The sequence below is a fragment of the Sphingomonas phoenicis genome, from assembly GCF_047238005.1.
In the GTDB taxonomy this organism is placed as follows: domain Bacteria; phylum Pseudomonadota; class Alphaproteobacteria; order Sphingomonadales; family Sphingomonadaceae; genus Sphingomonas.
Genome location: NZ_JBDFMC010000002.1, coordinates 2,359,254 through 2,372,773 on the forward strand (window position 1 = coordinate 2,359,254; position 13,520 = coordinate 2,372,773).

Here is a 13,520-nt window from a genome sequence, read left to right on the forward strand (position 1 = left end):
CGGTATGAGCGTGAAGACAGGGCAGCTCGGCGTTCCCCGGAACTGGCATCTAAGGCGTGCAACCCAGGAACGTCGTTTAGCCACCTTGACTGCCGACGCCACCGCCAAAGCAGTGCATCAAAGCCTGGCCGATCTACACCAGAAGGCGGCTACAGATGGCTACCGCCTGCAGGTCGTCGAGGATCGTTGAGGACCCGGCGAAGGGCTGCAACCGCTTGCTCTCTCACAGTTATTCAAAAGCCTGTCAGGCTGACGGAATAAGCGGTTCAAATTTAAATAAACAGGTGGCCAGTTTTGGGCAATGACGAAGAGGCGTGATCCGGCAGGTTGTGAGTCTAGTTGCGTTAGAGACGTGTCAGGTAGCGCTCCGGCGTTCGACCTGCCGAACGATCCCGTTGAACGCCGCGGTGCAACCCTGCGAGCGTCCGATGTCGCGGTCGGTAGCGGCCGAACTCCAGAACATGTCGAGTGGCCACCGTTCCGGGCAGTGTGTAAGCAGGCAGCGAAGAGCGAGCCGCACTTCGATCGTGTCAACCTTCGCCTTCCCCGACCGCGCAACTGCCGCCCGCAGGATGTGCAATGACAGGTCGATAATGATCTGCTGGTGCCGAGACATGCGACTAGTGGAAGTCGCGGGACTTCACGCGCACGACGTCCTCGGGATCCATCCCGGCGCTGTGCGGCGGCCAATAGCTGTCGCGCGGATTTGGCTTCCAATCGACATCGCCTCGATCGGGCGAGCCGCCATGCCGCGCGCCGTCGCCGCGCCCCGTCGCGTGCGGGAAGTCCATCTGCCCGACCTCTGCGAGCAGCGGTCCGTGATCGACGATGCGGTCGCAGATGACGTGGATCACCTGACCCTCCTTCTGCACACGCCCCTTCATCCCAATCATCGCCGCGGACATGACCGTGCGCCGCTGCGCCTCGAAGCGGTCGGGCCACAGGATGCCGTTAGCGATGCCGCTCTCGTCCTCGATGGTGATGAACAGGACGCCCTTGGCCGAACCGGGCTTCTGTCGGACCAGGATGATGCCTGCGACTTCCACATGGCGACCATCCTTGATGTGCTCGAGGTCGGCGCAGCGCACTATGCCGCGACGCGTGAGGTCCTGACGTAGGAAGGCGAGCGGATGCGCGCGCAGCGAGAGTTGCAATGCCCGGTAGTCTTCGACGACCTCTCGGCCGTCCGACAGCGGCCGCAAGCCGACTTCCGGCTCCAGCCCCTCCGGGCTGAACAGCGACTCCCGCTCGTCGGCGGCGGCGAACAGAGGAAGAGGTGCGTCGCTTAGACCCTTCACCTTCCAAAGCCCCTGGCGCCGGTCCTCGCCTAGACCATGGAACGCGTCCGCCTCGGCCAACCGCTCGATTGCGGCGCGGGGCACCCCGGCACGACGCCATACCTCCTCCACCGAGCCGAACGGCACATCCCCGCGCGCGGCGACGATCGCCGCGCCATGCGCGTTGGCGAGGCCTCGCACCTGTCGCAATCCGAGCCGCACCGCGAGATGCCGCCCTCGCGTCGGCTCGAGCGTGCAGTCCCAGCGGCTGGCGTTGATGCAGGCGGGCCGCACCTTCACGCCGTGATCGCGCGCATCCCGCACAACCTGTGCCGGTGCGTAGAACCCCATCGGTTGCGCATTGAGCAGGGCAGCGCAGAATACGTCGGGATGATGGTGCTTCATCCAGCAGCTGGCGTAGGCGATCTTGGCGAAACTGGCGGCATGGCTCTCGGGAAAGCCGTATGACCCGAACCCCTCGATCTGCTTGAAGGTGCGCTCGGCGAACTCGCGCGGATAGCCGCGCTCGACCATGCCGCCGACCAGCTTGTCGAAGAAATGGCTGACGCCACCGGTGAACTTGAACGTCGCCATGGCACGGCGCAGCTGGTCCGCTTCGGCGGGAGTGAAGCCCGCACCGACGATAGCGACCTTCATCGCCTGTTCCTGAAACAGCGGCACGCCTAGCGTCTTCTCCAACACCGCGCGTAGTTCTGGCCGGGGATAGTCCGGCTTCTCACGCCCCTCGCGGCGGCGGAGATAGGGGTGGACCATGTCGCCCTGGATCGGCCCCGGCCGCACGATCGCCACCTCGATGACGAGGTCGTAGAACTCGCGCGGTTTCATCCGCGGCAGCATCGACATCTGCGCGCGGGACTCGATCTGGAAGGTGCCGAGCGTGTCGGCCTTCTGGATCATCGCGTAGACGTTGGGATCGTCGTCCTGCAGGTCGGCCATACCGACGCGGATGCCCTTGGCCTCCTCCAGCATGTTGAAGGCGCGGTTCATGCAGCCGAGCATGCCGAGGCCTAGCACGTCGACCTTCATGAACTTCAGCGCGTCGATGTCGTCCTTGTCCCATTCGATCACCTGCCGGTCGACCATGGCGGCGGGTTCGATCGGGACGAGGTCGTCGAGCCGGTCGTGGGTCAGCACGAAGCCGCCGGGATGCTGCGACAGGTGGCGCGGCGTGCCGATCAGCCGCCTCGCGAGATCAAGCGCCAGCCGCAGCCGGCGGTCCTCCATGTTGAGGTTGAGCTGGGCGACCTGCTTCTCGCCAACGCCCTCCTGGCTCCAGCCCCATACCAGTCCCGCGAGTGCCTTGGTGAGATCCTCGGGCAGGCCCAGAGCCTTGCCGACCTCACGGACGGCACCGCGGGCACGATAGCGGGTGACGACCGCCGTCAGCGCGGCATGGTTGCGGCCGTAGGTGTCGTAGATCCACTGGATGATCTCTTCCCGCCGCTCGTGTTCGAAGTCGACGTCGATGTCCGGTGGTTCGCGGCGCTCGCCAGAGATGAAGCGTTCGAACAGGAGCTCGTGCTTGATGGGGTCTATCGAGGTGATCCCGAGCATGAAGCAGACGCAGCTGTTCGCCGCCGAGCCGCGCCCCTGGCACAGGATGCCGCGGCGCCGACTTTCGGCCACGATGCTGTTCACGGTCAGGAAGTAGGGGGCATATTCCAGCTCGGCGATCAGCCGCAGCTCGTGATCGATCTGGGTCCGATACTGCTGCGGCAGGCCGTCGGGGAAGCGGCGCTTAACGGCAGCCTGCGTGAGCTGCTCCAGCGCTTGTTGCGCGCTTAGCCCTTCAACGACGCGTTCATCCGGGTACTGGTAGCTGAGCTCACCGAGATCGAACGTGCAGCGGCGGGCGATCTCAGCAGTCGCCTGGATCGCGTCGGGGAAGGCTGCGAAGCGGCGCTCCATCTCTTGCGGAGACTTCAGATGCCGATCGGCATGCCGTTCCCGGCGGTAGCCCAGGGTGTCGACGGTGCACTTCTCACGAATCGCGGTGACCACGTCCTGCAGCAGCCGTGCTTCGGGTGCATGGTAGAGGATGTCGCCAACCGCTACGGTCGCCACGCCAGCGCTTGCAGCCTGCTGGGCGAGGTCGTGCAGACGGATGGCGTCGCCGGGACGACGATGGAACGCGAGAGCGCAATAGCCACGATTGCCAAATACCTCATGCAGGTCGCCGAGATCGCTGCGGGTAAGGTCTCCCGGCAGGTCGGGGATGAGGATGGCGATGAGGCCTATATTCCAGGCTACGACATCCTCCCATGCCAAGGCGCAGCCCCCTTTGCCGGCACGGGACTTGCCGAGCGTAAGCAGCCGGGTGAGGCGGGACCAGGCAGGCTTGTCGGTCGGGTAGAGTAGCAGCATGCGGCCGTCGTCGAGACGCACGCGCGCGCCAGCGATCATGCGCACGCCTGTTGCTTTCTGCCCCTCCCAGCCACGTACCACCCCGGCGACGCTGCCGAGATCGGTTAGGCCGAGCGCGGCATGGCCCAGCAGCGCAGCCGCCGAGAAGAGCTCCTCCGGACTGGAGGCGCCGCGCAGGAAGGAGAAGTGGCTGGTGACCTGAAGCTCGACATAGGTCGTCTGCACCGCCATCAGCCGAACAGCCCGTGCAGATACCAGCTGAGGTCACCGGTTGCGCCATCGACGCCGTCGCCGCGGCGGAACAGCCAGAACCGCGCACCGGTGTCGTCCTCGACGAGAAAATAGTCACGCACGGCCCAGACCTCGCCATCGCGGCGCCACCACTCGCCGTGGATGCGCTCGGGGCCATCGCCGGCGACCACGGCATGAACCTGCCCGCGCCAGGTAAAGCGGCGGGGTGGCGCATCGGGTAGCAGTGCCAGCACGCCCACCAGTGGTTCCGGACGGCGAAGCAGACGCACGGGGCGGCGCCACGCCGGCCATCCCGTTGGCGCGGCGAGCGGCGAGGCGCGGCGGACGGCGCGCTCGGGCACGTCGCTCTCGACCGGTGCGGCCGTGAACAGCGCATCGTCGCCGACCCGGCCGGCGAGCTGATCGACGAGGGTCGCAACGTCCGGCGGCGCGTCATCGCCCGCGAGGCTTGCTGCGAACGTGGTGGCCCCGAGCGGATCGGTGCGGGTGGCGGCAAGGCGCATCGCCTCGATGCCGTCACCGGGATCGATCTTCTCGATCCTGAGGTGGAAGAGCCGCGCGAAATGTGCGGCGTCGCGTGTCGGACGCGAGGTGCCGATGGCCAAGCGCTGCTCGCTGCCGTCGATCCGCTCCATGATCAGCAGCAGCGCGCGTGCGCCCACTCCCCTCTCCTGCAGAAGCAGGATCATGTCGGCCAGGAGATCGTGGATGACATGCTCGATGGCCTCGGCGGTGCCGATCGGCTCCAACAGGCGCCGCCGTGCCATCGGCGTCTCTTCGGGTACCACCGGTACGATCGGCTCTGGAACGCGCCCTAGCGCCTCGTCGAGGCGGCGCACGCTGGCGAGGCCGAGCCGCCGTGCGAGGGGCCCGCGGGGTAGGGGCAGGAGGTCGGCGATGCGATCGAGCCCGAAGCGACCGGCAGCGGTCAGCGCCTCCGGCGTCAGGCGCAACGCAGCTGGAGGTAAGCCGGCGAGCGCCTGCGCCTCTCCGCCGCTCGGAACCACGCTGATGCCGTCTCGGCCGAACCGCGCCAGCGCATGCGCAGCGCCTGGCGTTCCGGCGACCGCGACACTCGCGGAATAACCGCAGCGTCGGCAGAAGCGGATCAGGCGGCGGCAGAACCGCTCCTCGCCACCGTGGAGATGCGCCGCGCCGGTCAGCTCGATCCATAGACCGTCCGCGCCGCTTGGCGACGCCGTGGGTGTCCAGTGTCGCACCGCATGAAGCGCGAGGCCATCGAGGACCGACCGGTCGGCCGATGGATCGGCAGGTCGGACATCGAGGTCGGGCACCAGGGCGCGGGCCTGCGTCACCGCCATGCCCGGTGACAGGCCGAGCGACAACGCGGCAGGGCAGGCGGCCGTGATCACGTGCCGCTGGCCAGCCTGCTCCGCAAGGATCATCGGAACCATGTGCGCGGTGGGCACGGGCATCGGGTGGGGTGCAGCTACGCGACCTCCCGCGATCGACGGCGAGCGCTTGAACGGGTGCTCCGCCGCCTCCGAACGCCGGCCGAGTTCCCGCATGGTCGGCTGCTGGTGGAGCGGCAACGCCGCCGCCTGCTCCTCGATCACAGCGCGTGCGCCGTCGTCACGGGCCCAGCGCGCACCGGGACGCCAGCCGCCGCCCCGCGGCACCGAGCAGGCGCCGGGGTCGTCGTCGACCGGAAGCTCTGGTGCGCGCTGCGGTTCAGGCAGCGCGCGCGGTCGCTCTAGCCGGCGCAGTCGCTCGATGGCGAGGTGCGGCAGGTAGAGCGAGGCGACCCGTGTCATCGCACGCCTCCAATTCCAGGGTGAAGGGGGGACCGCCGCGCTGGCGGGCAAGCTCGACGGTCCAGCGCGCCCGGCCGACACCCGGTGCGGGCAGGCGTTCGGACGGCGCGCAGGCGATGCGCCACCGCGTCATCGCAGCGGACAACTCGGAGAGTGGACTGATGCCCGCCTTGCGCCAGCGGCGTGCCAGCAGGGCAGGCGTGCCGCCGCTCATCGCGGCGAGCTGCAGTCGGCGGGTGGCGACCATGTCGGCGCGCTTCACCTCGCCGACCACGGCGGCGAGACCGCCATGACGCAGCCCGTCCTCCATGACCGCGAGTACGTCCTTGTCCTCCTTGGCCTCGACGAAGAGCAGTGTCGCGGGATCGAGGCCTGCCTGCTCCAATCCCGGCGCGTAGAGGTCGAATCGGGTAAGCGCCCACAGCACACGGCGTCCGCTGCCCGCCGCCGCCCGAGCGGCAATGCCGACAGAGAAGAGAGTAGCCGCGGCATCATCGCTTAGCGTCGGTGTCGCAGCTGACACCTCGTGCAGGCCACCGAGTACCAGTCCACCCTCGGCGAGTCGATCGTCCAGCGCGTCGATCCCGAACGGTAGAACGGCCGTGTCAGCTCCACGCACCTCACCCATGCTTTCGCGAAGGAGGGCCAGGGCATCATGGCGTTGGGGGTTGATGGACATAGTTGCGGCGACTCATGTGTTCGCTATATGTTCCAGAATTGTTGACGAAGGGTCAAGGCGTTGTGGAGCGGAGTCGATGAACCGAACCGGGATCGAAGCCGCGAACGACACGGGTCCAGCAATGCCGGCAAGCGCCGAGTTCGACCATGTCGGGCGTCGGCTCCGTACGCTCGAACACTGCGCGCTGCACAAGCGGACGCTGCGGCTGACCTGCCCGCGATGCGGTCATGTTCGGGTGCTCGACGCCGTGTGCCTATGGTGGATGTTTACGCGACGAGGCTGGGACGGGGGCCTGCCTTCAGCTGTTTCCCGTCTGTGCTGCACCGCCTGCAAGGCGCAGGGCGCCACGGTCCGCCCGCGCATCACGGTCGGTCGTGAAGCGCCCACGGGCGAGCCGCTACCATACCCGGATGAGGCGACGTGGAAGAGGCTTGTCTCCCGCTATCGCTCGTGATCGAAGACGGCATGTGCAACCTCTACAACATTAAGGTCGATCCGCGCAGCTACTTTGACGCGCTCGCCGCGGTTGACGATGCCGCCAACGTGCTCGGCGTCGAGAAGGACTACGCCGCCCCCGGCAAGCCCGGCTACGTCGTGCGCCTCGAGGAGGGTCAGCGGCTGCTCAGCACGATGCGCTGGGGCTTCCCGACGCGCAAACCCCGCAAGCGGCCGGCGCGTGAGGGCGAACTGCCGTTTCTCTACGACTGGTGGACCAACGCGCGGAACATGCAGAGCAACATGTGGAAGCCGTGGCTGCTGCGCACCGAGCACCGCTGCCTGGTGCCCTTCACCCGCTTTTCCGAACCGAGAGCGGTGGCGGACAGGCAGGAGCCGGGCGACACAAACTGGTGGTTCACCGTCGAGAACCAGCCTGTGCCGTGCTTCGCCGGCCTTTGGAAGATCGATGCCGACCACGACCGGGTCTACGCCTTCTGCACCACCGAGCCCAACCCGCTGGTCGCGCCCAAGCACCCCAAGGCCATGCCGGTGATCCTGCTGGCCGAGGATCAGGAACGCTGGCTGACCGCCCCGGTCGACGAGGCGGTGACACTGCTCACCGCCTACCCGTCACAGCTGATGAGCGTCGCCTGATCATGGCCTCGAACCGCTATTACGATGGCCCGCCGAGCGACCATTACGACGGCACTCGCTTCTTCAATCCCGGGCAGGAGAGCACCGATCGGGGCCTCGGCGCCATGCTGCGCTGGAAGCTGGCAGGGGCGGCAGCCAAATGGCCGAAGTCTGTGCCGGTCTTGCCGGCCAAGCCAGAGGCGCGGGTCGAGGGGCTCTGCGTCACCATGATCGGCCATGCCTCGCTGCTGATCCAGGTCGCGGGCGTCAACATCCTCACCGATCCTGTCTGGTCGGAGCGGGCAAGTCCCTTCCGGCGCTTTGGACCGAAGCGGGTGACCGCGCCGGGCGTCGCGTTCACCGACCTGCCGCCGATTGATGTCGTGCTGATGAGCCACGGACACTATGACCACCTCGATATCGATACGCTGAGCCGACTGCATGCCATCCACGACCCGCTCATGGCGATGCCGCTCGGCAACGATGTCATCGTCCGTGCCGTCGTGCCTCAGGCACGCTGCGTGAGCGGAGACTGGTGGGATCGACTGCCACTCGGACCGCACATCGCGACGACGCTGACGCCAGCCAATCATTGGTCAAACCGCTGGCCGAGCGACACTCGCATGATGCTGTGGAGCGGTCACTACCTCGACACGCCAGCAGGCTCGGTCTGGTTCGTCGGCGACACCGGCTATGGCGACGGCCGGATCTTCGCCGACGTGCGGAGCCGCCTGGGAGCGCCGAAAGTCGCGTTGATCCCCATAGGGGCCTATGAACCCCGCTGGTTCATGGCCGCGCAGCACGTCGACCCGGCGGAGGCGGTACGCATCTTCACCGACGTCGACGCAACGAGTGCGCTCGGTATCCACTGGGGCACGTTCCAGCTGACCGATGAGGCGCGCGATGCCCCGGCGGAAGGGCTTGGCGCGGCATTGCAGTCGGCCGGCATCGCACCTAACCGCTTCGTCGCCGCGGAAGCGGGCGGCGTCTACGGTTTCGGCTAGGGCAACTCGAGCGGAACGCGACCGCCCGGACGTCGGTACAATGGTTCAAGCAGTGCGAGTGTGTCTGGAGGGAGTACCACCTCGGCAGCGACACGATTGTCCTGGACGTGTGCGCTGCGGCCCGCATTAACTTTGTCCTGCGCGAGCAGCCACGCCAACGCGACCCGCGCTGATCGGCAGCAAGCGAGTTCAGTTTTGCATCTGCGACTAGCCGTCCTTGTTCGACCGGGCTGTACGCCATCACCGATATTGCGCGCGTGGCTAGCCAGGGCAGCACGTCGTGCTCGGGTCCGCGCCGCGTGAGGTTGTAAGGTTGCGGCAGAAACCAGACACTACTTTTTGAACACCACGACAGCGGAGTGCTCCATGCGCTACGCTGTCCTCGAGTAAGCATGTGCGATCTGTCAGCTCGTTCAAAGCATGGGGCCGAACCGCAGATCCTCTGGAAGATTGGTCACAGATACCTGGTCCGCTGTAGCCCGCTCGACGATAGCTGCGACCTCGTCAGCGGCGCAATGAGCGTCTGGGACGATGAAGGCTCTAAAATGACCGTTGCTGTGCAGGTGAAGGACCCCGTCGGCTACGCGGGATGGACATGCTAGACACCGTTAGCCTTGTCTTCGAGTAAGGGCTTCATAGCGCATACGCTGAGGTCAGCTATTTCGGAGGGACACCATGACCGACACTGCCGCCGAAACTCACCCTACACCATGGGCCGAGCTGTGGCGGAAGGAAGACTGGTGGGCGATCTGGATCGGCGTTGCAGTGGTAGCAATGGCGATCGCGCTGTTCTCCGGTGGGGCAAGTCTGCGCTGGCTGGCGGTCACACCACCGAAATGGGCAAGCTTCGTACAAATTCGCTCCGATATGGCGACCAGTTGGCATCGTTATCTGGCGCAGTTTGGATTTTGGCTGCTAGCGTTCTCTATTCCTCTTAAGGCGCTGGGCTTTAAGTTACAAAACTTCGTTCTTGCCTTTGCGCTGCTCTATGCAACTGCATGGGCCGTTTTCGTTGCCGGGCAATGGGAGCAGGCCACGGCTTATAATCTCGAGCCCCCGCTGCTTGCTCTCTTCATCGGCTTGGTTGCAGCCAATCTGCTGCGAATACCACGTTGGCTCGATGCAGGTTTCCGGGGCGAGCTCTACGTCAAGACAGGCATCGTGCTGCTAGGTGCCACCGTGCCGCTGTCGCTCATTGCTCTGGCTGGACCGATCGCCGTCGTTCAGGCGTCAATCGTCTCGGTAGTTACTTTCAGTGTTATCTTCGTCGTTGCGAGGCGGCTCGGTCTTGAGCGTCCCTTTGCCGCAACGCTGGGGGTTGGCGGTGCAGTCTGCGGGGTCTCCGCTGCCATTGCGGTAGCAGCCGCTGTGGGAGCGAAAAAGGAAGAAACAGCTGTCACCATCTCGACAGTGGTGCTCTGGGCCATCGTGATGATCTTCGTATTGCCCTTCGTGTCGCGCGCACTGGGCCTGCCGACTGGGGTTGCGGGAGCCTGGATCGGAACCTCGGAATTCGCCGATGCAGCCGGTATTGCCGCGGCCCAGGCATATGGCGGCTTTGCGGGCAAATTCCCTGGCATCGCCGGCACGGCAGATCAGGCGGTTCAGGCTTTCACGTTGGTGAAGGTAGTCGGCCGTGACGTGTGGATTGGGATTTGGGCTGTCGCGCTCGCTATCGTGTCGACGACACGCTGGGAGAGGCAGTCAGTTGGCAGCGCACCGGATGCACGGGAGATCTGGCGGCGCTTCCCCAAGTTCGTGCTGGGTTTCTTCGTCACCTCCGCACTCGTCACCGCAGCGACCGCAAGCTACTCGCTTGCACAGTATAATACGGTGGCATCGCCCGGGTTCATCGCACCGGTCAAGGATCTGCGCACCTGGTGCTTTATCTTTTGCTTCCTTTCGATCGGACTCACCACACGCTTCCGCGACCTGGCGGCGGCAGGGCGCAAACCGCTGATCGCCTTTACGGCGGGAGTGGCAGTAAACGTTCTGCTCGGATATGTCTTATCCGTTCACGTCTTTGGATGGCACTGGGCGACGCTTGGCCAGTGACGCTCTTGTCCAAATGGTCAGCCGTTCGTGCAGCCTTCGCAACCGGTAAAGGAGGCTGTGGAACATGTCGACATTATTGCCGAGACCCAGCGCAGATAGAGGCGGCGCTGCCCGGTCTTGCAGTTCTTGCGTCGGCGCATTCGTCGACTTGGGGGAGCAGCGGACTGTGCCTTTACCACCGACGCCTGACTAATGGGGTACGTCGGTGTTCGGCCTTTGCCGTTTCTACGGGAGACAGCCCAGCGCGTATGTTGAAGTAGTAGCTTGGAAGAAGCGGCGTTGTCCGTGTTGTAAGACCGATAGCTATCGCAATTGCGGTAACAATCTCGCCACTTGCTCCGTCCAAAGCGGCTCAACGGTGCCTCGCAGCGTCAGCATGCCAACATCCACTTCGGGGCGGACCTTGCCGGCGAGGATCGCCTCGGTGACCGCAGGTGCGAGGAAGGCAAGCCGCAGCACCCGGGTGAGGTAAGCCGGCTGAACGCCTTCGCGTGCTGCCAGCGTTGAGATGTCGAGCTCACCCTCACGTAGCGTCGCCCACCAGCCGCGTGCCTTGAGTAGCAGCCGAGTGAGGGCAGCACTGGCGCTCGGCGTCACACCTGCCCCGCTTGCCTGCACCAGCCGCATGACCCGTCCCGAGCGGGTCAGCCTTACCTCGGCGGTGAGGGTAATGGTTTCGAGCGTTGCCGCGTCGCGGGTGAGCTGGAGCGCTGCTGCAAGCGCGGTCGTGGCGCAGTCGATCTCGACCCGGCTTTCCTGGATGCGCACGGTGGTGACGATGGCCTGCACGGCTCGCTTCAGACCTGAACCGGCACCGAGCTCGGCTGCGCGTGCAACCACCGCAGCATAGGCGTCAGATGGCAACGGGAGGCCCGCTGTGGCCATCAGGGTGAGCGGGTCAGCGAGCTGCTGCGCCACTGCCTGGCTGACCGCTGCCTCCAGCTCGCCTGCGGGCACGCGCATCCCGCTGTTGTGGGTACCGTGATGCAAGGACCGGCTGACATAGTAGCGGTAGCGTGCTGGTCCCTTGGACGCGTGTGTTGCAATCAGCGGCTCACCCGCACTGTCGACGACCTTGCCCGCCAGGAGGCTGGTCGTGGCCCTGCTGCCGCGTCGCTGCTCTCCCTGGCGGTTATGGGCAAGGAGCGCCTGTACCGCGTCCCAACTTGCCCGGTCGATGATGGCGGTGTGGAGGCCGGCATGGACACGACCCTGATGATGGATCTCGCCCACATAGGTCGGACAGCGCAGGAAGGTGTAGAGCTGCCCACGCGAGAAGGCACCACCACCGAAGCTCTTGCCCTTGCCAGTGGTACGCACCGGTGCTCGGACGCCGTCACGCTCCAGCTCATCAGCGAGCAGGCGGACGCAGCCAAGCGCCAGGTAGCGCTGGAAGATGCGGGTGATGACCGCGGCATGGTCAGGAACGATGCTGAGGCTGCGACCCTCGGGCGCATAGCCCAAGGGCGGGGTACCACCCATCCACATGCCGCGTGCCTTGGAGGCGGCGATCTTGTCGCGGATGCGCTCGGCGGTGACCTCGCGTTCGAACTGGGCAAAGGACAGCAGCATGTTGAGGGTGAGCCGGCCCATGCTGGTGGTGGTGTTGAACGACTGGGTGACCGAGACAAAGCTGGTGTTGCTCGCATCGAATGCCTCGACCAGCCTGGAGAAGTCGAGGAGCGAGCGGGTGAGCCGGTCGACCTTGTAGACGACGATGGTGTCGATCTTGCCCGCCTTCACATCCGCCAGCAGCCGCTGCAGGGCAGGGCGGGCCAGCGTGCCACCGGAGATGCCACCATCGTCGTAGCGCTCCGGCAGCAGCGTCCAGCCCTCACTGGCCTGGCTGAGGATGTAGGCGGCACACGCCTCGGCTTGCGCATCGAGCGAGTTGAAGTCCTGCTCCAGCCCCTCCTCGCTCGACTTGCGCGTGTAGATCGCACAGCGAACCACCGCCGGCTTCACGCTGCCACCTTCTTCTTCAGCCCAAAGAACGCCGGCCCCGACCAGCGGGTGCCGGTGATCGCGCGGGCGACCTCGCTCAAGGAGCGCCACTCGCGCTCGTCCCAGCGGATCACCTGGTCCTCGCCGACGGTGACCACATGCACCCGGCCCTGCCACTCGCGCACCAGCCGCATGCCTGGCCGCGCGCGGGCGGTCCGCGTCGTGCCCGCTGCCAGCTGATCGAGCGTGCGGGTGGTCGCCCGCGACAGCCCGCCATGCGCGCGTGCCTGGATCTCCCAGGCAAGCGCCAGGCGGAGCAGCTTGGGGCTGATCCGCGGCACCGGGCTGCCGACCAGCGCCGACCAGCGCTCCCGCAGTGCTGCTGACGACATCGCCTCCAGCGCGGCGACCGCGTCAGCGACGCTCATGCTGCGACCTCGATCCGGTAGCAGGTCACACCCTCGCGGGTACACCGCACGATGGCGTGGCCCTTCTTGCGCAAGCCGGTCAGTGCCGCTCGGGTGGTGTGCGGCAGCCAGCCGGTTGCCTCGATCAGCTCGGGCAGCGTCGCACCACCCGCACGCGTGAGCAGCGTCACCACCGTGCTGGCCTTGGTGGTGCGAGCTGGTGTTGCCGCAGGCGGAGCTGCCAGAGCGGCGGATGCAGCGCCAGCCTCACCGGCACCGTCGTTCACCCCGATGGCGGCAAGCCCGGCAGCGGTGATGAACAGGCCGTAGCGCAGATCACCATCGCTGCGCTGGACCGCGCTCCCGTCGCTGGTCTCGCGCTCTTCGGCAAAGGCTGCATTAACCAGAGCGGTGAGCGCCTTGGCGGTGCCACCGCCGCGGCGGAGTGTCTCTGGCAGCGGGTAGAGGCTGCCGCTGTCCCGCTGGGCGGCGTGAACGAGGATGACGCCTTGCGTGTCGCTGAGTTTGGCCATGGGGTGGTCTCCGATGGCAGCCAGCGTCATTGACGCTGCCACCACCCACAGCCCTGTCGGTCACACCGAGCAGGGCTGACCCGGCCAGCCCGCTGGCCCTCGAGTCGTGCTGCTGTCGCTCTGGTGCGAGGGGAAGTC

General features: G+C 66.1%; 10 protein-coding genes. 4 read left to right on the forward strand and 6 right to left on the reverse strand.

Going from position 1 to position 13,520, the window contains the following annotated elements; translation table 11 throughout:
- The first annotated feature begins 4 nt into the window (after positions 1-4).
- A complete protein-coding gene (locus ABC319_RS12490) occupies positions 5-190 on the forward strand; it encodes a hypothetical protein (RefSeq protein WP_413070540.1) in 186 nt (61 codons plus the stop codon).
- Positions 191-620: 430 nt separating this feature from the next.
- On the opposite strand, the gene ABC319_RS12495 is transcribed toward ABC319_RS12490, so the two are convergent.
- The 3 genes from ABC319_RS12495 to ABC319_RS12505 are packed head-to-tail and all read right to left on the reverse strand — an operon-like array spanning position 621 to position 6,317.
- Positions 621-3,893: an error-prone DNA polymerase gene (locus ABC319_RS12495; RefSeq protein WP_413070541.1), complete on the reverse strand. Its 3,273-nt coding sequence runs from the start codon at positions 3,891-3,893 to the stop codon at positions 621-623.
- Positions 3,893-5,689: a Y-family DNA polymerase gene (locus tag ABC319_RS12500; protein ID WP_413070542.1), complete on the reverse strand. Its 1,797-nt coding sequence runs from the start codon at positions 5,687-5,689 to the stop codon at positions 3,893-3,895. The genes ABC319_RS12495 and ABC319_RS12500 overlap by 1 nt, the downstream gene beginning before the upstream one ends.
- A complete protein-coding gene (locus tag ABC319_RS12505) occupies positions 5,607-6,317 on the reverse strand; it encodes an ImuA family protein (protein ID WP_413071689.1) in 711 nt (236 codons plus the stop codon). The genes ABC319_RS12500 and ABC319_RS12505 overlap by 83 nt, the downstream gene beginning before the upstream one ends.
- Positions 6,318-6,833: 516 nt before the next feature.
- On the opposite strand from ABC319_RS12505, the gene ABC319_RS12510 reads away from it, so the two are divergent.
- The 3 genes from ABC319_RS12510 (at position 6,834) to ABC319_RS12520 (ending at position 10,498) form a co-directional block, all read left to right on the forward strand.
- Entirely contained in the window at positions 6,834-7,460 is a 627-nt protein-coding gene (locus ABC319_RS12510) for an SOS response-associated peptidase family protein (protein ID WP_413070543.1), read from the forward strand.
- 2 nt (positions 7,461-7,462) lie between these two features.
- Positions 7,463-8,443, forward strand: coding sequence for an MBL fold metallo-hydrolase (locus tag ABC319_RS12515; RefSeq protein ID WP_413070544.1), 981 nt, complete (start codon positions 7,463-7,465; stop codon positions 8,441-8,443).
- 675 nt (positions 8,444-9,118) lie between these two features.
- Positions 9,119-10,498 carry a YeiH family protein gene (locus ABC319_RS12520; RefSeq protein WP_413070545.1) on the forward strand — a complete coding sequence of 460 codons (1,380 nt, stop codon included), beginning with the start codon at positions 9,119-9,121 and terminating at the stop codon, positions 10,496-10,498.
- Between the two features lie 303 nt (positions 10,499-10,801).
- On the opposite strand, the gene ABC319_RS12525 is transcribed toward ABC319_RS12520, so the two are convergent.
- The 3 genes from ABC319_RS12525 to ABC319_RS12535 are packed head-to-tail and all read right to left on the reverse strand — an operon-like array spanning position 10,802 to position 13,382.
- On the reverse strand, positions 10,802-12,463 hold the full coding sequence (locus tag ABC319_RS12525) for a recombinase family protein (RefSeq protein WP_413070546.1): 1,662 nt from the start codon (positions 12,461-12,463) through the stop codon (positions 10,802-10,804).
- Entirely contained in the window at positions 12,460-12,870 is a 411-nt protein-coding gene (locus tag ABC319_RS12530; protein ID WP_413070547.1) for a DUF2924 domain-containing protein, read from the reverse strand. Before ABC319_RS12530 ends, ABC319_RS12525 begins: the two co-directional genes overlap by 4 nt.
- The gene (locus ABC319_RS12535; protein ID WP_413070548.1) at positions 12,867-13,382 is read right to left on the reverse strand and encodes a DUF3489 domain-containing protein; all 516 of its coding nucleotides are present in this window, start codon (positions 13,380-13,382) and stop codon (positions 12,867-12,869) included. Before ABC319_RS12535 ends, ABC319_RS12530 begins: the two co-directional genes overlap by 4 nt.
- Between the last annotated feature and the right edge of the window lie 138 nt (positions 13,383-13,520).